Below are 18873 nucleotides of genomic sequence, written 5' to 3' on the forward strand. Positions count from 1 at the left end.
GCTATCAGGCCCCTTCCTCCGATGTGAAAGAGACCAAGGAAGGGTATCTGCTGTCGACGGGAGAACTCATCCCTTACAGCGATCGCCGGATCAGACGGTCCCGCGACGAGTTCTTTCACGAGTGCAAGCCGGGCGGCGAAACCGGCTCGCGACGCTCGCTTTGCCTCTATGTGCCGGAGCGCGGCATGTAGCCGAACTGGCGGCCGAACATTGCGAAAGCATCTCCGCAAGCGGAGTATCGCCAACTCTGCTGTCGTCTATTCCCGAGCGCCGATGAGGCCAAAGGAAAGCAGCTCGCGCGTATAGTCATGCCTGGGCTCGCGGACGACCTGCTCCGTCGCACCGAACTCAACGATATCGCCGCGCCGCATGACCAGAAGGCTGTCGGACAGATGCGCAACGACCTTCAAATTGTGGGTCACGAAGAGCATCGACAGACCGCGGCTTTCTTTCAGGTCCGCCAACAGGTTCAGTATCTGCGCCTGCACGGAAACATCCAGCGCCGAGGTCGGCTCGTCAAGGATCATGAGCTTCGGCTCCAATGCCAGGGCGCGCGCGATCGCGACACGCTGTGCCTGGCCTCCGGAAAGCTCCCGCGCGCGGCGCTCCATAAAATCAGCGGGCAAACCACAGTCCGACAGCAAGGCCGCGATCTTTTTGCGCATGGCGGGCCCTCCCCTCTCGCCTTGCGCGAGCAAGGGTTCGGAAAGTATTTCGGCGATGGTCAGCCGCGGACTAAGCGACAGGTAAGGGTTCTGTGCCACGACCCCGATGCGCTGCCGTGTCAGACGCAGCGTATCGCCCTTGAGCGCGAGCCAATCTTGGCCTTCCAGTCGAACCGAACCGCTTTCAACAGGTATCAACCTCAGGATCGCTCGCAGCAGGCTGGTTTTTCCTGAACCGCTTTCCCCGACAATGCCAAGGGTTTCGCGTTCGGCCAGCGTGAAGCTCGCGCCGTTGACTGCTGGTCGTGAGCGCGGCGCGAAGAGACCACGCGCCCGATAGCGGATGACCAGATCGCGCACCTCGAGGATCGCGGTGGAGTTCATGGCGCGCTCGCCGGCAAATGGCAAAGCCATCGATGTGCTTCTGCCAACCGCTTCGGCGGCACCTGCCTGGCACAGACGGGCATGGCTTTCGGACAACGTGGCGCGAACGCACAACCTTCAATGCCGGAACGCGGTGGCGGAATGGAGCCTTCGATCGCGGCGAGCCGCGCCCCGTGTGGCGCAGCATCGGGCAAGGCGGCCAGCAATGCTTGAGTGTATGGATGACCGGGTTGCTGCAGGATTTCGCCAACAGGCCCCACCTCCACGGAAAGCCCGGCATAGAGGACAGTGACGCGGTCGCATGCCTCGGCGATCACATCCATGTCGTGCGTGATCATCAAAACGGTGAGACCGCGATCCGACACCAGTTTCCGCAACAGCGCCAAAACCTGAGCCCCAACCGAGACGTCCAATGCCGTCGTCGGCTCGTCGGCGATCAGAAAATCCGCGCCAGTCGCCAATGCCTGGGCGATAACCACACGCTGCTGCATTCCGCCGGAAAGCTGATGAGGATAGCTTTTCAGCACCCTTTGCGGATCCGGCAAACCGGTCGCGGCCAGCAGGCTGCTCGCTTCGGCCCGACGCGCCTGGCGCGACATATTGCGATGCGCCCGCAGCACATCGTCCATCTGCCGCGCGATGCTGAGCACCGGATTGAGAGCAGCGGCTGGATCTTGCGAGATCAGGCCGATCCTGCGGCCGCGCAAACGCTCTGCATTCTTGCTCAGATCCTCACCGTCGAAATGCAGGCTGTCTGCAACGATCCGGGCCCCCTTCGGAGCAAGCCCAAGCAAGGTCATTCCAGTCATGGTTTTGCCGCAACCGGATTCCCCGATCACGCCGTGAATTTCGCCCTTTTCGATCTCGAGATTTATGGCGCGCACGGCGTGAACGTCGCCTTCCGGCGTCGGAATGGTCACGGAGAGATTGCGGACTTCAAGCAGAGGCACGGTTCGCCCCTCCCTTGCGGTCACGCAGGGCATCGCCGAGAATACTGAAGGCGAGAGCGACGATGAAGATCGTCAGGCCGGGCATCGCCGAATACCACCAGCGCGCAGGAAAAAACTTCCGGCCCGCGTCGACCATCTGCCCCCAATCGGCCGTGGGAGGCAAGATGCCGAGCCCAAGGAAAGACAAGGCCGCGGCCGTCAGCAGTGCAGGCCCCACATCCAGCGCCGCCTGCACGGTCAGAGGCCGCCCGGTGGCAGGCAGGATGTGCCGGATGATGATGCGTGGATGCGAAACACCCGCAAGCCGTGCCGCCTCGACATAGGGTTGTCCACGCAGCACGAGAACTTCCGCGCGGGCAAGCCTGGCGTACCAGGGCCACCAGGTGACTGCGACCGCAATGATGCTGTTGAGAAATCCCGGTCCGAGAGCGGCCGCCATCAGCACCGCAAGCAGCAATGCCGGAAAGGCGAGAAAGACATCGGTGCCGCGCATCAAGGCTTCATCGATCCAGCCGCCGAAATAGCCGGCCGCCAAACCGATCGGCAGTCCGATGAGCAACGCAAACAGGACGATCAGGATGCCGTTCGTCATCGACACCCGCGCACCATAGATGACACGGCTGAGGACATCGCGCCCCAGATGATCGGTTCCCAGCCAATAGTCCGCCGAGGGCGGCAGGAGTTTCGCCGCCACATTCGGCGCTCCGGCGCCCTGCCCCGGATATGGTGCTATCCAAGGCGCAAGCACTGCCAGGAGGACGAAAACAAGCACAACCCCAAAGGCTATCGTGCCCGGCCAGCCGAGACGGTGCACAAGCCGGGTCATGACAGTGCGACCCTAGGATCGACCAAGGCCTGGGCAACATCGATGAGCAGGTTCATCACGACATAGCAGATCGTCACCACCATCGTGACGGCGGCAATGACGGGGAAGTCCTTCGCAAGGATCGCCTCGGAAACATATCGACCGAGGCCCGGCCACGCAAAAATGATCTCGACCAGAACCGCGCCGGTGAGCGCGTAGGCGAAGGACAGGCCGATCACCGTCAGCGCCGGTCCCATGGCGTTGGGCAGGGCATGGCCGAACAGGATGCGCGGTTCGGAAAGGCCAAGGGCCCGTGCGGCGGTGACATGACGGCGTTCGAGGATTTCGATCATTGCCGAGCGCGTCAGCCGCATTGCCACGCCAGCCGGATAGGATGCCAGCGTGAGCGCCGGTAGGATCAGATGTTTCAGGGCATCTCCGACGACCTCGATCCGCCCAGCCAGCACGGCATCGATCAGGTTGAAACCGGTTATCATCGGCAGAGGCGCCGCAATCGAGATCTCGCGCGAAAGCCGTCCGGACAACGGCAGGATGCCGAGCCACTGGGCGAAGATGAGCTGGAGGATCATGGCAAGGAAAAATGTCGGCATCGCCACCGCAGCAATGGAACCCAGGCTGCTCAGCCTGTCTGGCCAGTTGCCCTGCCGTGCCGCAGCAAGAACGCCGAGCGGAATGCCGATCAGCAACGCAAGTCCCGTCGAAAAGATCGCCAGTTCCAGCGTGGCCGGCAGATAAGCCCTCAAATCATCGGCGATCAGGCGACGCGATTTATAGGAAACACCGAAATCGCCGGCCGCCATCGCTTTGGCAAACGTGACAAAACGCTCGGCGAGTGGCGCGTCGAGGTTGAGTTCCTGACGCGCCTTTTCGATCTGTTCGGCTGTCGGACGCGGCCCGGCATAGAGCGCAGCCGGGTCCGAGGGAACCACCTGCGCCACGATGAAGACCAGAAAGGTCACTCCCACCACGACAAAGGTGGAGAGAATTGTCCGACGCAGGATGTACCGTACGAGCTCCATCCGACCGCAGGCAGCTCTACCGGCTCATTTCGTTGACGAAGGTCACGTGTCCGTAGGCGGGATTGTCCACGTAGCCCTTGATGTCCGAGCGAATGATGTGGACGTTGGGGCGATCCAGCATGAACACCGCAGCAGCGTCCTCGATCACCTTGCGCTGTGCTTCTATGAACAGCTTCTCGGCGCGTGGACGGTCGGTACCCGACAGTTTTGCCGCCTCGTCGATCTTCGCGTCGAATTCCGGATTGGAATAATAGCCAAGGTTGAAGTTCGGCTTCTCTTCGCTGTGGAACAGATTGAAGAGATAGTCATAGGGCGTGACGAATGTCGGCCACCAGAACATCACGAAGATATCCTGTGCCGCGGCGGGGTTCGACTTGCCAAGCTGCCACTGCGCTTCCCATGCCATCGGCTGCAGCGTCAGCGTGATGCCGAGCGTTTCCAGGTTTGCTTTCCAGAGTTCTCCGGCAACCGCCGAGAGGTTCTGGCTGGTGGAATAGGTCATGACCAATTCCAGCCCTGGCTGGATTCCCTCCTCCGCGAGAAGCGCGGCGGCAGCCTTCAGGTCGGTCTGAGGGATAGGCGCATCCGGATCGTGGCCCCAGATACCAGCGGGGACGACGCCTTTGGCGCGTGTGCCGAGCCCCATGGTCCCAGCGGAAATGACGTCGTCATACGGAAACGCCAGAGACAGGGCCTGGCGAACCTTGGCGCGGTCGAGCGGCGCGCGTTTGACATTGTAGAGGCCAAACAGCGTTTCGAAGGAAGGGTTGACCACAACCCGCAGATCGGGATTAGCTTGCATGGCCTTGAGATTTTCAAAGGGAATGGTCTCAGTCCAGTCCGCCTGACCGCTTTCGATCATGTTCTGGGCCAATGTCGTATCCTCGATGATCTCGAAGGAGATCGTCTGGAACGCACCTTCAGGCACTTTGCCCCAATAGCCTTCGGCCCGCTCAAGCACTGCTCTTTGACCCGGCTCATAGCGGGAAATCCGGAACGGTCCGGTACCCGCATCATTGCCCTTGTTGAACCAGGCATTGTCCTTGTCGTGTGAGGACGGGGCATAGATCCAGGCCGCAAAACCGGCAGACGCGATCAGATCCAGCGGCTGCGTATCGGAAAGCACGAAAACCACAGTTAGCGGATCGGGCGCCTGGATCGAGGTGACCGATCCCCAGATGAAGGACGCGCCGCCACCGATCTTCTTGGTGCGTTCGATCGAGCCCTTGACCGCTTCCGAGGTGAGCGGGCTGCCATCGTGGAATTTCACCCCTTCACGCAAATGGAAGGTCCAGGTCTTGCCATCTCCACTCACATTCCACGATGTCGCCAGCAGAGGTTCGATCTTGGCTTCAGCACCTTCCGTCGCCGGGATGTAGCGCGTCAGTCCCTCATAGACGTTGGCCAGCACCGCCCCATCGTTCGAAAAGGAAGTTGCCGGATCGAGATCCGGGAAACTGGTCGGATAGGCCAGCGTGAAAATGCTGCCCTTGCCCTGTGCCATACTCAGATTCCAGTGCGAGCTGGCGGCGGTGGCGAGTGCAACAAGTGCGGCAGTCTTGAGAAGGTGGCGGCGGTTCATTCATTCCTCCCGTTGATTGGCGGCTGACACGGACGATCAAGCGTCTTCTTTGTAGTGCGGCACCGCAGGTGCATCGGCCGACACGCCCATCGGCACGAAGTCGAAATCATAGCCAAAGGCGCGCGGGCCGACCGACTCCAGCGCGATCTCGCTGCGCAACAGCACAGGCGCCGGGATCGACAGAACATCGATGCGCAGGCCGTAACGCAATTCCTCGGTGCCAATCGCGCGCCCGGTTTCGGAATCGACGATGCAGATCAGGTCCGGCACCATCGTGATGATCTTCTCGCCTTCGCGCGCGATCAGATATTCGTTCTGGATCTCGACGGTGAGGCTGCGTCCGGCATCGGCATCCAGCCCGGCCACGGTCAGCTTGCCCCGGGTGAAGCCCGCCATCACACGGCGGCTGATATCGGTGACCTTGCCGCGCATCAGCCGTACGCCCCCGGATTGCTTCAAAATGGCTTCGAGCGGATCTGCCTTGGCCGCCCGCGCAGCGAGAACGGCATCGCCCAGGCTCCAGGCCTGACTGGTGGTGTGCGGCACGCCAAAGCGGCGCACGAAATCGCCAGACATCGGCGCCGTTGTCATCAGAGCCGTGCAGCCCATGGCAATGGTGCCGGCGCGCAGCAGTTTTTCCAGCATCTTCGGCGTGGTTGCTTCGGTCACGATCAGTACATTGCCATCCGCATCCGCAAGGCCCGCTGGTTGGACTGCCTGGCCATGGATGAAGAACGTCGTCATCTGCACTTCCGGGAACGCCCGCCCCATGCCGTCGGCATCGACCACGGGCAGATCAACCATCGCGGCTGTCAGCATGGGCGCGATGCCGTTGCCGCCACCGACTTCATCGCCCAGCAGCGCATCGACCTTGCGTCCGAGATGCCGCTCGAGCGCATGCAGCAACCGCACGCCTTCACCGCCTTCGGCGATTTTCTCGACACCCACGGTCGGAGCGCCGATACCGCCAAGACCGAGAATCTGGGCATCCGGTGTCATGTCTTCGGGCCGCACCATGCGGATGCGTTTTCCCTCACGCAGCAACGCCTTGGCACGCAGCGAACCGTGATACGTGCTCCCGCCTCCACCCGTGCCCAGAATGCCGCAGCCGATGGCGATGCGATCGATATCGGCTTCGGTGAGCGTCCAGTATTTCATGCCCGCAATTCCCCGATCACTTTCGCGGCGACGCGAATGGCGTTGCCGGGCAGATAGGCCAGCGGCGTCTCTTCGATCTCAGCCAATGTCACGGTATCGGCATCGGCTCCCGCCTCGACGGCGCGCATCCGCGCCTCGCTCACGACAGCCTCAAGGGCGATCTCGCGGCTGGTGCCTTCGAGGGAGACCACGCTGTCAACTTCGCCCGAGACCTGCGCGATCGCCGCGCCAATCGCGTTGGCCGAGCCGAAGTGATCCGGTTTCAGCGAAACCGATGTGCCCTCGAGAAGCCCTTCGACCAACACCGAGCCGCCGCCGACCAGAATAGCGGGAATGGGGTCGGCGCTGGGTTTCATGCGATCGAGCACCGTCTCGATACTGGCCTTCATCTGCGCCAGCATCTGGCGGGCGAAATCGGGGGTAACGTGGCTGAGGCGGCTGCGATCGCCGAGGTCGACCAGACCCGCCGCCACAGCGATATCCGTGGCGGTCAGCGTGTCGCCGCCAAAGCAGAGCGCTTTTTGCGGGAGGCGGAAGCCCACCGAATCCGGACCGACCGTCGGTTGCTGGCCGGGACGAACGATGCTTCCTCCGCCGAGACCGAAGGAATAGACATCAGGCACTCGAAAATTGGTGGGCACGCCCCCGATCATCGCACCTTCGCTGCGGGTGCGCGGGAACCCTGCCACCAGCATTCCGATATCGGTCGTCGTGCCGCCGACATCGATCACCGCGGCATCGCTCAGTCCAGTAAGGAAAGCCGCCCCTCGCATCGAGTTGGTCGGGCCGGAAGCGATCGTGAAGACCGGGTAGCGTTCGGCGAACTCCGCCGCCATCAGGGTTCCGTCGTTCTGGGTGAGATAGAGCGGGCAATTGAGACCCAGCGCGGCAAAGGCCGAACGGAAAGCGCCCACGGTTTCGCGGCCGAGCTTGTTCAAGCTCGCATTGAGAAGCGTCGCGTTCTCACGGGACAGCAGACCCGTACGGCCAATCCGATGCGAAAGGCTGATTGCGGCGCCGGGCAATTCTTCGGCGACGATTTCGGCTGCCTCGTTTTCCATGCGTGGGTCGACCAGCGCGAACACCGAGCAAATAGCGATAGCGGGGACGCGTTTGGCCCGCCAATCGCGGCAGGCCGCACGAATTGCCTTCACGTCGAGCGGAGCGAGTTCGGACCCGTCATAATTCACACCGCCACCCACCATCGCCGCCCCACCTTCGACGATCGGACGCAGTGTATCTGGCCAGTCGATCATGGGCGGAAGCGAGCGTGTCGCCGCGCCGCAGAGCCTGAGCACGCCGACTTTTTCCAGATGGCGTCCTTCAACGACAGCATTGAGAAAATGCGTGGTGCCGATCATCACCGCATTGACTGCGGTCGCATCCACAGCAGCTTGTGCCAGCACCGCGCGGATAGCCGTTGCGACCCCCGAAGTCACATCTGCCGTGGTCGAGGACTTCACCGTCGCCAGAACGTCGGAACCGCGCAGCAGCGCCGCATCCGTGTTCGTTCCCCCGACGTCCACCCCAATGCGCAGCATGGCTATCCCTTCTTCTTGCCACGAACACCCGACCCGCGGCTGAGCGGGGTCGTTCTTGTCCCGAAGACCTTGTAGAGTCGCAGAACAACCGAGCTCTCGACACGCTTGACGCCGGGCAGCTTGCCCAGTTCCTGATCGATGAACTCCAGAAGCGCGGTGTGATCGGTAACGAAAAGCGAAGCGCTGAGATTTGACGAACCACTCGTCGCGGCGAGGTAACCGATCTCGTCATACTCGGCGAGCAGGATGGCCACTTCATCCAACCGACCTGGTTCGACTTCTATGATCAGTTCGACCTGGACATCACGCCCCAGCGCCACGGGGTCGGGAATGGCGCCGATCACGATCATCTTGGCCTGCAGCAATGCCGCGATGCGGTTTCGGACGGTACGCTCCGAGGTGCCGCCGATGCGTCCCGCGATTTCAGCTGCGGAGAGTCGACCGTCCTCCGTCAGATATTTGATGATCTCGCGGTCAAGATCATCAACGGGATAACGCTGGGTCATTCCATGTTCCATGTCGGCTTTATGACGGAAGTTTCATTTCCGAAACGGAAACATGTCAAGTTATTTTGTGCCGTTTCGGCTAATCGCCAGCCGAAAAATCGAAATATCGGCGGCGCAAAGCCTGCGCATCGTCAGTTCCAGCTCGCCGTTTCAGCGAACTGAAGCCCAAAGCGTACGTCTTGCTGTGTGACGGGCGAGCATTTGCCGAGCCCGCCACGACACATCGTGAGCGGGTTCAACAGCTTCTACCGCGGGGCCATCCGTGCTGCAGATAACACGATGGGAATCGTCAGCTTAATCTTGTGCCGGAACCGGATTCAAACAGCAGCGCCTTGCCGAGATCCAGCTCCAGACCGACGCTGCTGCCCTGTGTTGTCATACCGGCGGCCGTCCGGATCACCGATGGAGCCCCTTGTACATTCAGGGTCACAATGTCCTCGGGCCCAGTCGGCTCAACCAGATCGACAGTTGCCGAAAGGGATGCATTCCCCTCCCGCACGATCTGAATGTTCTCGGGACGCAGCCCCAGGATCGTTTCCGTCTCGTCGCCGGCCAGGTTCGTGGATTGAGGCATGGAAAGTTCGACATCCGAGTTGGAGAGCTTGAAAAGCAGTTCTCCGTTGCGATTGGCTGTTTTGCCTTCGAGCAGAGTGATAGGCGGCGAACCTATGAAACGGGCGACGAACAGATTGGCCGGATTGAAGTAGATTTCCTGAGGCGTACCAATCTGCTGCACCACGCCGCGATTGAGAATGACGATCTTGGTTGCAAGGGTCATCGCCTCGATCTGATCGTGCGTGACATAGACCATGGTACGTTTGATACGCTGGTGCAGTCGCTTGATCTCCGCGCGGAGATCACCACGAAGTGCGGCATCGAGATTGGAAAGCGGTTCATCGAACAGGAACAATTTGGGATCGCGCACCAGTGCCCGCCCGATTGCAACACGTTGACGCTGACCGCCGGAGAGTTCCCGCGGCCGCCGCTCCAGGAGTGGCTCTATCTGCAGGATTGCAGCAACACGGTCGACACTTTCCGATATCGCTTTCTTGTCCAGCCCACGCATCTTCAAGGGGAAGCCGATGTTTTCGCGCACGGACATGGTCGGGTACAGCGCATAGGACTGGAAGACCATTGCGACATCGCGCTCCCGCGCCGGAAGGTCGGTGACATCTCTGCCACCGATGACGATCGAACCGCTTCCGATCTCATGAAGACCCGCTATCGCATGCAGCAACGTGGACTTGCCGCAACCGGAAGGTCCAAGCAGGACAACGAAAGCCCCCTCTTCCACTTCGATGGAGATGTCGTTGAGGACAGCCACGGAGCCGTAGGACTTGCGGACATCGCGGATTGAGAGCTGCGCCATGTTTTCTCCTATCAGCCCTTCACGCTACCGAGTGTCATGCCGCGCACGATTTGCCCCTGAACCAGGATTCCCAAGACCAGCATCGGCAACATGATCAGGGTGGCGGCCGCAGTCAGCGCCCCCCACTGGATGCCCTGGAAGGTCAGGAACGAGGTAATGCTGACAGGCAGCGTCTGCGTGCTGCGGCCGGACAGCGTCAGGGCGACAAAGAACTCGTTCCAGGTAAACAGGACGCAGAGGATCAGCGTGGCCACCACGCCGCCTCGTGCCGCCGGCAGGTAGATACGCCAGAAAATGGCGAACTCCCTTGCTCCGTCGACACGCGCCGCATCGCGCAATTCGCGCGGGATGTCATCGAAGAAGGTGATCAGCAGGGAGATCGCGAAAGGAACATTGATGAAGGCGTATACGGCAATGAGCAGCCAGTGCTGATTCAACGCGCCAAGACGCACCGCAAAATAGTAGACAGGAATTACAAAGACGAGGGCCGGCGCGATGCGGAGACTGAGGATGAACTTTTCCTGCCCGCGCCGTTTCTCGGCATCCTGCTGTGTTATGCCGTAGGCGGCCAGCGCACCGATCGCAACGGCGATTGCACTCGATGAGATCGACACCACGAAACTGTTGGTGAACGCCCTGACGAACGTCTGATTGGCGAGAACTTTGCGGAAGTTGTCGAGCGTCGGTTCAAACAGCCATACCGGCGGAATGGCGAAGGCATCGCGCGGCAGTTTGAACGATGTCACGACAACCCAATAAAGCGGGAAGAGAACCGCGGCGAGCAGGACGACAAGTCCAACATAGAAGAAGAACCGTTTGATCATCTGGGTTCTCCATTCTTCGGGAAGAGAACGCCGTACATCGCAAGCAGTGCGACATTGGTGAATATCGTCAGGATAAGCGCGACCGTGAGCGAGTATGAGATCTCGAAATTGGTGAAGGCGACCACATAGCCGTAGAAGTTCAGCGTCTCCGTGGAGAGCGCCGGCCCTCCTCTCGTCATGATGTAGAAAAGATCGAATGCCTTGATGCTGTCGATGGCCCTGATCAACGCGACGATGGCGATCGCCCGCCGCAGCATCGGCAACAGCACGTACCAGGTGACCTGCCACTCGCGCGCGCCGTCGACACGCGCTGCGTCGAGCGGATCGGAGGGTGCCGAATCGAGTGCCGCCATCGACAGCAGGATCACGAAGGGTGTCCACTGCCAGATGTCTGCGATCAGCACGGAATACAATGCAACCTGCGGACTGCCCAACCAGTCCATGGCATCGAACCCCAGGCGGGAAAGAAGGTAGTTGGCCATGCCCGAAGCGGGATCGAATATGAACCGCCACGTCAGACCGACAACCACCGGGGTCATGATGATGGGCACGAGCAGCAGCGTTCGAACGAGACGCTTGAGCGCAAAATTCCGGTCTAGGAAAAGGACGATCGCAAGGCCCAGCACCACCTCAATCGAGGTCGCAAGGACCGTGAAAAGCACCGTCCGCCATAGCGCCCAGAGGCCGCGAGGATCGTTGAAGAAACGGATATAGTTGTCGATGCCGACAAATGTGTCGCGCCCCGCGCGCATCAGCGACAGGTCTCTCAGCGATAACCAAACGACGTAGACGGTAAGCACCAGCGAGGTGAGGCTTAGAACGGCTATGATCGGTTGGTAGAAAAATCGCGACGGGTCGGTTCGTTTTGCCATCATGCCCAATCCGAAATCAGAACCCTGCCGCGCCCAGGGAGATAGGCGCGGCAGGGCACGATCGTCCGCTTCAGCGTCCGATCGCGGCGTTGTTTGCCTGATCGGCTTCCTTGAGGGCATCGGCGGCGGTCGCCGTGCCTGCGAGCACCTTCGAAACGGCTATACCGGTATTGTTGATGACTTCGTTGGCTTGCTCGATCGTCGGCAGATACTGGGGGTTGCCCTGGTTGATGGCGGTAATCATCGCCTCCTTGAAGGCCCCATAGCGCTTGCCGAAACTCTCGCCGTTCAGCGCGGTGAGCGAAGTCACACCTGAGTTCGGGTCGCTGGCCATCGATTTGAGCTGCTGTTCCTTCGCGGTTGCCCATGCAGCAAAGAGTGCAGCGGCTTCCGCATTCTGGGAGTCCGCGGTCACATAGAGGCTGTGGACAGCCAGGGACGACGAACCGCCCTTGGGCGATTGCGTCTGTACCGGGACAGGCACGTAGCCCACCTTTCCGACAACGCTCGAGGCAGCCGGGTCTTCATTGTACGCGCCATTGACCGTGGCATCCAAGGTCATCGCTGCCTTGCCCTGCTGGAACAGCAGCCTGTTTTCCTCCCAGCCGAAGTTCGCGACGCCGACAGGGCCGTAGCTCTTCAGAACCCGGGCGAAGTCGTCCAAAGCCTTGGTCCCTTCCGGGGTCGCCAGGTTCGACTTGCCGTTTTCGTCCAGGAACGAGCCACCCATACCCCACAGATAGGCTGCCCAGACATAGACCCCTTCGATGCCCTGGCGGCCGCGCATGGTGATGCCGGCGATTTCCTTGTTCGTCTTTTCCGAAATGGTTTTCGCGGCCTTTTCAACATCATCGAACGTCTTCGGTTCAGTCAAACCGTACTGTTCGAACAGGTCCTTGCGGTACATCAGGAACGTGCTCTCGCCGTAGACCGGCAGACCGTAGACCTTGCCGTCCACGACATTGGTGTTGAAATAGCCGGGTACGAAATCCGCCTTGTCGAAGAACTGCGGATATTTCGCCAGTTGCTCGTCCAGGGGCACGATGTAGCCATTCTTTACGAAGCCCGGCACGTAGATGATGTTGTTTTGAACGACATCGTATCGGCCGGACTTCGAGGACAGCTCGAGTAGCATCTTGGCGGTGATATCCTGTTCCGGCACCACTTCAAGCGCGACGTCGATACCGGTGACGGTCTTGAATTCCGGAAGCAGTTTCTGGATGGCATCCGTCGTCGGGTGCCCCTCCATGAGCACCGAAAGCTGCACGCCGTCGAAAGGTTTGTCCTGCGCGAAGACCGGAGCGGAAAGGCACGCAAAGATTGCGGCGGCAGTTGTCGCCGTCATGAAAATACGTCTGTTCAGCATGTTATTCCTCCCATTGTTATCTGTGTTGTGGGTACTCAGCCCAGGCGCACGACCTCGCCCGTTTCGGCGGATTGGATCATCGCGAGCGTGAGCTCCAATGAGCGAAGGGCTTCCTCACCGGATGCGACTGGACGGTCAGCTCCATCCAGCCATTCGAGGACAGCGAGAAGTTGCTGACGCAGGTCGCCGCCGACGCGTCCAGCCATTGTTGGCCAATGCTGGGTGTCGATTTCCTGGGAACGCGCGTTGTCGGCGAAGTAGAGGCCGCTGTCGCCGCACTGGACTTCGAAAGAGCCCTCCGTGCCGATCATCTCCAAGCGCGCGTCGATCATGTGCCTTGCGCCGGAAGGCAGGGACCAGGCACTTTCAAGATTGACGACCGTCCCGTCGGAGAAACGCACGATGGCAGCGATCGAGTCCTGGGTTCCGATCGGACCGAGCAGCCTGTCCGTCTGTTGGGCATAGACCGATAGCGGGACCTGGCCGGAAAGCATCCAAAGCACCAGATCGACGTCGTGGACGGTCACGTGCAAGGCCAGTGGAAGCTTGCCCGCGTATCGCTTCGGCCCTTCTGTCCGGGCGCTGTTGCGACGGGCATAGAGATGGATCGGCGCCCCGATCTTGCCCTCCGCGATCAATTCCTTGGCGCGGGCGTAGCGCGGATCGAACCGCAGCAGATAGCCAACGCCCAGCTTCACACCGGATTTGCGCACGGCAGCGATGATGGCCTTGGCATCTTCCACATTCGAAGCGATCGGTTTCTCGATGAAGAGATTTACGCCTTTGCTCGCCACGGCCTCGGCGGGTGCCCTATGCAGATTGTCCGGAGTACAGATGCTCACAAGGTCGAGCTGCTCCTTTGACAACAATTCTTCATGGCTCGCATAAATCGCAGCGCCGCCACAACGGGCTGCAACCTCTTTCGCGAGCTCAAGGTTTGGATCGACGATCGCTGCCAGTTCGCAGTTGGGCGCGCTGGAGAAGATGGACGCATGCATGGATCCCATGAACCCCGCACCGATGACCGCAACACGCCGCGTCATGACAAAGCCTTCCTCTGACCTGGGGCGCCACCTCGTGCGGCGATGCCCTGTGTGAAACGTTGAGTGATCATGGTTGGGCGCGTGATTGCGCTGCCGACCACGATGAAGTTTGCACCAAGATCAAAACACCTCAGCGCCTCCTCGATGGTCCACACGCGCCCTTCGGCCACAAAGGGAAGCCCGGCCCGTTGAAGCGCCTGCATGAGACCGAAGTCCGGGCCCGCATCACCGCGGGAATAGCTGGTGTAGCCTGCCATGGTGGTGCTCACGACATCGGCGCCGGAGGCAAGTGCGGACCTTGCTTCATCGACGGTGCTGATATCGGCCATGGCGAGACGGCCCTGCTCGTGAACCGCACGAACCAGGTCGGCGACGTTGGCCGGGCGGGGCCGGTCGGTTGCGTCGAACGCGATGATGTCCGCTCCCGCGGCTGCGATATGATGAACGTCGTCTATCGAAGGGGTTATGTAGACTTCCGTATTGGTACGCAGTGCCTTGACCAGCCCAATAACGGGAACCCGAACTCGATCCTTGATGGCCTGGATGTTCGCGATCCCCTCGGTGCGGATGGCGCTCGCCCCACCCGCCACGACCGACGCAGCCATCGCAGAGAGGTGCACCGGTTCGGCCAGAGGCGAACCGGGATCAGCCTGACAAGAGACCACCAGGGTCCCACTCAGTTCTTGCAGAAGATCAGGCAATCTCCACTCCACATCGCCACCGCTTTCCCGATGGCCAATGCGTAGCGCATGATGAAGTTATTTGTCAATCAAACAAATGTGGTGGAGTTTTTTTTCACAACAAGTCGGCGACTCCTATCATGCCCGCATCAGCACCAGCCTGCGCGGTTACGATTGGCCGCCTGAAGGCAACGGGAAACGCTTCGAAATGCCTGCGGACGCGATCCGCAAATCCTGCTGCGAGCCCCACTCCGCCGCCAATTGCGACAAGGTCCAGATCAACCGTCGCAACCGTGTTCGCAAAAGCTTCAGCAAGCGCTGCCGCGGCATCCTCAAGGACCGCCTGTGCGATGGCATCACCTGCCGTTGCCGCATCAAACACCTCCGGAGCAGTGGCCTTTTGTCCGACCTTGTTGCTGTAGTTCAGCGCAATCGCCGTACCGGAAGCTATCGTCTCGAGACACCCTTTGCGGCCGCAACCACATGCAGATCGACCGCTGGACACACGCGTGTGTCCGATGTGCCCGGCAAGGCCGTTGGCACCGACTTGCAAGTGACCTTCCAGCACCACGCCGCCGCCCACGCCTGTGGACACGGTAATGAACATGAAATTCCGGCATCCTCGACCGGCACCATACCTGTATTCACCCCAGGCAGCAGCCTGTGCATCGTTGACGACCAGGGGGACAAGACCGGTGGCCGCCTCCAGGCGAGCGGCTAGCGGATAGTTATCCTCGATCGGCAAGGTGATCGGATTGAGAGCAGTTATCTTGCCGTTGGAGACGATGCCTGTGGTTGCGAGCGCAATTGCGTCGCATTTGAAGCCCCCAAGTTCGGTGACAATTGCGTCGACAAGAGCATCGCCTCCACCGGAGCGTGGAGTCGGAACCTGTCGACGACTGTCTATCCGGTCGCCGACAACTTCACCAAAAGCGATCTTGGTGCCACCAATGTCGATCGCCAGGACGGCCTCAGAACGATCGATCACTCACACTCTCCGCAGTACGCTGAATCATGGTCAGCCTATCGGGATCCTGGCGCACGATTTCAGCCAGCAGCGCATCGACGATCAACAACTGGCTGATCTTGGAAGGGAATGCGCCGCCTGTGAGCGGCGTTTCCGGCCAGGAGGCGATCAAGGTAAGATCACATTCTGCGGCCAGCGGGCTCTTGGAACGGTTGCTGATGCCGAGCACGAATGCACCGCGTGAGCGCGCAAGCCTGGCAACCCCAACCGCATCGACGGTTGAACCGGAGCTCGAGATGATCACATGGGCTGAACTGCCAGTGGCCGTGCCTGCAGCCATGGTGGCAAGATGCGCGTCGGCCAGGGCTCTGGAGAGCATGCCGACACGAGACATCTTGTAGGCCAGATACTGAGCCGTGACGGCCGAAGCCGCGACACCAAAACAATCGATCACACGCGCGGCCAGCAGCCTCTGGGCTGCCTTGGTCACATCATCGCGCACGATCAACTGTTCCGTTTCGCGCAGCGCGACAACGGCCGTTTCCACCAGGCGCTGAATGTCGTCGGTGGGCTCCAGCCCTTCCTTCTCCCGTTGGTCTCCAGCAAGCTCTTTGGCAAGCGCAAGCTTGAAATCCTGAAACCCCGTGAAGCCTTGGTCCCGACAGAAGCGCATCACGCTCGCCTCCGATGAACCGGAAACCTCCGCAAGCTCGGTGATGCTCTGGTAAAGGGTTGTCTGCGGCTGCGCGATGACCGTTTCAGCCACCTTGGCCAATGCAGGCGTCATACCGCCAATCGCCGTGCGCAAGCTGGCAATCAATGCGTGTTTCATCGTTAGCCCTGCCCCTGCTCTCAGAAATGCTCCGCGACCCAAGGTTGCGGGCCGCTAAAGACGAGATCGCACAATGACACGGCTTCCGGGGAACCAGATAGACGTCCGCGGCGTGCAAGCTGCGAGGCGGAACTGAATCCTGTGAACAGGCTCGCAAAGAATGGCCGCTCAATCGTTATCGACGGCGTTCTGCCTGGCACTTCATCGCTTACCGTCATCTTCCCGGCGGAAAGTGAAAGGCCGATTTCGAGGTTTTCTCCGTCTGGATCTTCGATATGCATTCCAAGCAATGCATCTCGCAGGAGATATCCCCGGCGCTCCAGGGCCTTCTGCGGCTCCAGGATCCGGGCCAGCCACTCCTCCTGATGCACAAGTCGCCACCCCTTGTCCGGCATGGCAGCAATGAGGTCATCCTGCGGACCGCCGTGCCAGCACGCCTTGGGATAGACCGACCTGAAACGGCCAATGAAACACAGCAGCGCCTCTGCCATGCCCCCGTTTGACGCATACCAGTCCCGAACATGGAGGGTTTCGGAATCTGACGCGTCGACAAGTACGTATGCCAGAAGAGGACCGTCACGCATGTGCCCCACCCCATACGCCGCGAGCGCATCGGTCGGTGTCCGCGTCAACTCCTTCCAATGCACCGCGGCTCGATCCAACAATCCGGCTTCATTGTTCTTCTTGTCGCTGTAGGCCTTCACGATCCGATCGTCGGTAAGCGCAATTGGGAAGAAGTCGACGGAAGTCCTGGCAGGCATGGCGGCGGTGTCTGCCTCATAGAGGATCTCACTACCCGCGAGCTCAAATCCGGACTTTCGATAGACGGGACGAGCTGATGCGAACAGCGACACCATAAGCGCGCCCTGCGAGCGGGCATCCTCGCAGAGCGCGTCCACGAGCGGACGAGCAAGGCCCCGCCCCCTTGCTTCGGGAGTAATGGCGACATGAGCAATGTTTGCAGCAGGAATGTCCGCGCCGCCGAATGCGTGCGATGTGTTCAAAAGCGCTGCGCAGGCCAGCGCCGAGCCCGCGGCGTCTCGAACCATACGGAACGATTGCACCCCGGCATGGCTGACATATTCTCGCGCGCGCTCATTGCTGAAGCCGAAAGCCATGGACAGCAAATGGCAAACTGTCTTCTCGTCAGCCTGGGAAGCAGGATCGTAAAAGACGTTTTTGGCGGAAATTTTCATTGAAACTCCAGAAATGAAGTTTTCCTTCATATCCGAGAGTCGAATTAACTTCAAGCGACCCTCGCCACAGGCGTCGATCAGTGCCGCGACGTTCTTCCCTTACAGACGCAGTCCACTCAATGCTGCCTTGAGGTGTCGGATAGACGCCGTCGGCGCAGCAGTTGCCTCAATCCTCCCAGCCAGACGGCCATTATCAGAATGAGCCCGCTGACCATCCCCTGCCAGAATGACGACACGCCGCTCAGGGTCAGGCCGTTCTGGACGACACCGAGGAACAGCACACCGATCATGGTTCCGAAAACGCCGCCCTCGCCGCCGGTGAAGGCCGTTCCGCCGATGAGCACGGCCGCTAGTACGGTTAGGAGGAGCGTGGGGTCGACCTCGGCCGACGCGGATGTGAGGCGCCCAACCTGCACGACGCTTCCAAGCCCCGCCATCAGGCCAGCAACGATGAAGACGGCGAGCATGACCTTCCTGATGTCAATGCCGTTCAGCCGCGCTGCCTCTGGGTTGGCCCCGATGGCATAGAGCGCTCTGCCGAAGGAGGTATATCGCAAGATGCCCCCGGCGAGCAGCAGCAGAACCAGATCGAAAACGAGCATCTTCGGAAATGGCCCGATGCTGCCGTTGACGAAAGTGTTGATCGGCTTGAAACCCGCCGTCGAAAAGACGCTGACGCTGGCCCCGTCATTGATGATGAGAGCGAAGCTCTGGAACACGGACAGCGTGCCCAGGGTAACGACGAAAAAGGAGATCTTGAAGTAGGAGACAAGCGTACCGTTGACCGCGCCGAGAAGGGCGCCGAACAGGACCGCGGCGACGACGGCAAGCGGTGCCGACACGCCAGCCAACAGCAGCAACCCCAGCACCATTGCCGAGGCTGCGGTCGCGCTCGCAACCGACAGATCGACGGCGCCGGAGATGACCACATAGGTCGCGCCCAGCGCCAGGATGAACACGACGCTGTTCGACTTGACGATGTTCATCAGATTGGGCCACGTCAGGAACACTGGCTGTGTCATGGCCAGGAAAGCGCCAACAAGGACAAGGCTGATCAGTGCGCCGGCATATCTGTTCTGGAAGATCCGGCTGA

The 18873-nt window shown here is 60.6% G+C and carries 19 protein-coding genes; 1 reads left to right on the forward strand and 18 read right to left on the reverse strand.

The features are described 5' to 3' along the window. The first annotated feature begins 23 nt into the window (after positions 1 to 23). The gene (locus AO692_RS33065; protein WP_161808029.1) at positions 24 to 191 is read left to right on the forward strand and encodes a hypothetical protein; all 168 of its coding nucleotides are present in this window, start codon (positions 24 to 26) and stop codon (positions 189 to 191) included. Between the two features lie 66 nt (positions 192 to 257). On the opposite strand, the gene AO692_RS02370 is transcribed toward AO692_RS33065, so the two are convergent. From AO692_RS02370 to AO692_RS02455, 18 genes are all read right to left on the reverse strand, one after another. Next, the gene (locus tag AO692_RS02370) at positions 258 to 1079 is read right to left on the reverse strand and encodes an ABC transporter ATP-binding protein (RefSeq protein WP_152979674.1); all 822 of its coding nucleotides are present in this window, start codon (positions 1077 to 1079) and stop codon (positions 258 to 260) included. After that, a complete protein-coding gene (locus AO692_RS02375) occupies positions 1046 to 1999 on the reverse strand; it encodes an ABC transporter ATP-binding protein (protein ID WP_054308405.1) in 954 nt (317 codons plus the stop codon). Before AO692_RS02375 ends, AO692_RS02370 begins: the two co-directional genes overlap by 34 nt. Next, entirely contained in the window at positions 1986 to 2693 is a 708-nt protein-coding gene (locus AO692_RS02380; RefSeq protein ID WP_200911692.1) for an ABC transporter permease, read from the reverse strand. Before AO692_RS02380 ends, AO692_RS02375 begins: the two co-directional genes overlap by 14 nt. 128 nt (positions 2694 to 2821) lie before the next feature. Beyond that, positions 2822 to 3844, reverse strand: coding sequence for an ABC transporter permease (locus AO692_RS02385; protein ID WP_054308407.1), 1023 nt, complete (start codon positions 3842 to 3844; stop codon positions 2822 to 2824). A gap of 16 nt (positions 3845 to 3860) precedes the next feature. Further along, a complete protein-coding gene (locus tag AO692_RS02390) occupies positions 3861 to 5426 on the reverse strand; it encodes an ABC transporter substrate-binding protein (protein WP_054308408.1) in 1566 nt (521 codons plus the stop codon). Positions 5427 to 5462: 36 nt separating this feature from the next. Continuing rightward, positions 5463 to 6584: a DUF917 domain-containing protein gene (locus AO692_RS02395; RefSeq protein ID WP_054308409.1), complete on the reverse strand. Its 1122-nt coding sequence runs from the start codon at positions 6582 to 6584 to the stop codon at positions 5463 to 5465. Beyond that, entirely contained in the window at positions 6581 to 8125 is a 1545-nt protein-coding gene (locus AO692_RS02400) for a hydantoinase/oxoprolinase family protein (RefSeq protein ID WP_200911693.1), read from the reverse strand. Before AO692_RS02400 ends, AO692_RS02395 begins: the two co-directional genes overlap by 4 nt. Positions 8126 to 8127: 2 nt before the next feature. After that, positions 8128 to 8631, reverse strand: a complete 504-nt coding sequence (locus AO692_RS02405) for an Lrp/AsnC family transcriptional regulator (RefSeq protein ID WP_054308410.1) — start codon at positions 8629 to 8631, stop codon at positions 8128 to 8130. Between the two features lie 289 nt (positions 8632 to 8920). Then, on the reverse strand, positions 8921 to 10000 hold the full coding sequence (locus AO692_RS02410) for an ABC transporter ATP-binding protein (RefSeq protein ID WP_054308411.1): 1080 nt from the start codon (positions 9998 to 10000) through the stop codon (positions 8921 to 8923). A gap of 11 nt (positions 10001 to 10011) precedes the next feature. Beyond that, positions 10012 to 10824, reverse strand: a complete 813-nt coding sequence (locus tag AO692_RS02415; protein WP_054308412.1) for a carbohydrate ABC transporter permease — start codon at positions 10822 to 10824, stop codon at positions 10012 to 10014. Continuing rightward, entirely contained in the window at positions 10821 to 11696 is an 876-nt protein-coding gene (locus AO692_RS02420) for a sugar ABC transporter permease (RefSeq protein ID WP_152979675.1), read from the reverse strand. Before AO692_RS02420 ends, AO692_RS02415 begins: the two co-directional genes overlap by 4 nt. Positions 11697 to 11766: 70 nt before the next feature. Then, positions 11767 to 13062: a sugar ABC transporter substrate-binding protein gene (locus AO692_RS02425; protein WP_152979676.1), complete on the reverse strand. Its 1296-nt coding sequence runs from the start codon at positions 13060 to 13062 to the stop codon at positions 11767 to 11769. Between the two features lie 35 nt (positions 13063 to 13097). After that, on the reverse strand, positions 13098 to 14105 hold the full coding sequence (locus AO692_RS02430) for a Gfo/Idh/MocA family oxidoreductase (protein WP_054308414.1): 1008 nt from the start codon (positions 14103 to 14105) through the stop codon (positions 13098 to 13100). Continuing rightward, positions 14102 to 14806: an N-acetylmannosamine-6-phosphate 2-epimerase gene (locus tag AO692_RS02435; protein WP_152979677.1), complete on the reverse strand. Its 705-nt coding sequence runs from the start codon at positions 14804 to 14806 to the stop codon at positions 14102 to 14104. The genes AO692_RS02430 and AO692_RS02435 overlap by 4 nt, the downstream gene beginning before the upstream one ends. 94 nt (positions 14807 to 14900) lie before the next feature. Further along, complete coding sequence (locus AO692_RS02440) at positions 14901 to 15773, reverse strand: N-acetylmannosamine kinase (RefSeq protein WP_054308416.1); 873 nt, start codon at positions 15771 to 15773, stop codon at positions 14901 to 14903. Next, a complete protein-coding gene (locus AO692_RS02445) occupies positions 15757 to 16584 on the reverse strand; it encodes a MurR/RpiR family transcriptional regulator (protein WP_082407175.1) in 828 nt (275 codons plus the stop codon). The genes AO692_RS02440 and AO692_RS02445 overlap by 17 nt, the downstream gene beginning before the upstream one ends. A 20-nt stretch (positions 16585 to 16604) precedes the next feature. Further along, a complete protein-coding gene (locus AO692_RS02450; protein ID WP_082407176.1) occupies positions 16605 to 17780 on the reverse strand; it encodes a GNAT family N-acetyltransferase in 1176 nt (391 codons plus the stop codon). 116 nt (positions 17781 to 17896) lie between these two features. Then, the coding region (locus AO692_RS02455) for an ABC transporter permease (RefSeq protein WP_054308417.1) at positions 17897 to 18873 on the reverse strand (977 nt) is incomplete at its 5' end.

The sequence above is a fragment of the Mesorhizobium sp. 1M-11 genome, from assembly GCF_001303895.1.
Lineage (GTDB): Bacteria > Pseudomonadota > Alphaproteobacteria > Rhizobiales > Rhizobiaceae > Mesorhizobium.

Bases quoted from the DNA above. Each gene is read 5' to 3' on its own strand.
- AO692_RS02370 (WP_152979674.1), bottom strand. From the start codon at position 1,079: ATGGCTTTGCCATTTGCCGGCGAGCGCGCCATGAACTCCACCGCGATC.
- AO692_RS02390 (WP_054308408.1), bottom strand. From the start codon at position 5,426: ATGAACCGCCGCCACCTTCTCAAGACTGCCGCACTTGTTGCACTCGCC.
- AO692_RS02395 (WP_054308409.1), bottom strand. From the start codon at position 6,584: ATGAAATACTGGACGCTCACCGAAGCCGATATCGATCGCATCGCCATC.
- AO692_RS02385 (WP_054308407.1), bottom strand. From the start codon at position 3,844: ATGGAGCTCGTACGGTACATCCTGCGTCGGACAATTCTCTCCACCTTT.
- AO692_RS02410 (WP_054308411.1), bottom strand. From the start codon at position 10,000: ATGGCGCAGCTCTCAATCCGCGATGTCCGCAAGTCCTACGGCTCCGTG.
- AO692_RS02445 (WP_082407175.1), bottom strand. From the start codon at position 16,584: ATGAAACACGCATTGATTGCCAGCTTGCGCACGGCGATTGGCGGTATG.
- AO692_RS02415 (WP_054308412.1), bottom strand. From the start codon at position 10,824: ATGATCAAACGGTTCTTCTTCTATGTTGGACTTGTCGTCCTGCTCGCC.
- AO692_RS02420 (WP_152979675.1), bottom strand. From the start codon at position 11,696: ATGGCAAAACGAACCGACCCGTCGCGATTTTTCTACCAACCGATCATA.
- AO692_RS02400 (WP_200911693.1), bottom strand. From the start codon at position 8,125: ATGCTGCGCATTGGGGTGGACGTCGGGGGAACGAACACGGATGCGGCG.
- AO692_RS02430 (WP_054308414.1), bottom strand. From the start codon at position 14,105: ATGACGCGGCGTGTTGCGGTCATCGGTGCGGGGTTCATGGGATCCATG.
- AO692_RS02425 (WP_152979676.1), bottom strand. From the start codon at position 13,062: ATGCTGAACAGACGTATTTTCATGACGGCGACAACTGCCGCCGCAATC.
- AO692_RS02405 (WP_054308410.1), bottom strand. From the start codon at position 8,631: ATGACCCAGCGTTATCCCGTTGATGATCTTGACCGCGAGATCATCAAA.
- AO692_RS02450 (WP_082407176.1), bottom strand. From the start codon at position 17,780: ATGAAAATTTCCGCCAAAAACGTCTTTTACGATCCTGCTTCCCAGGCT.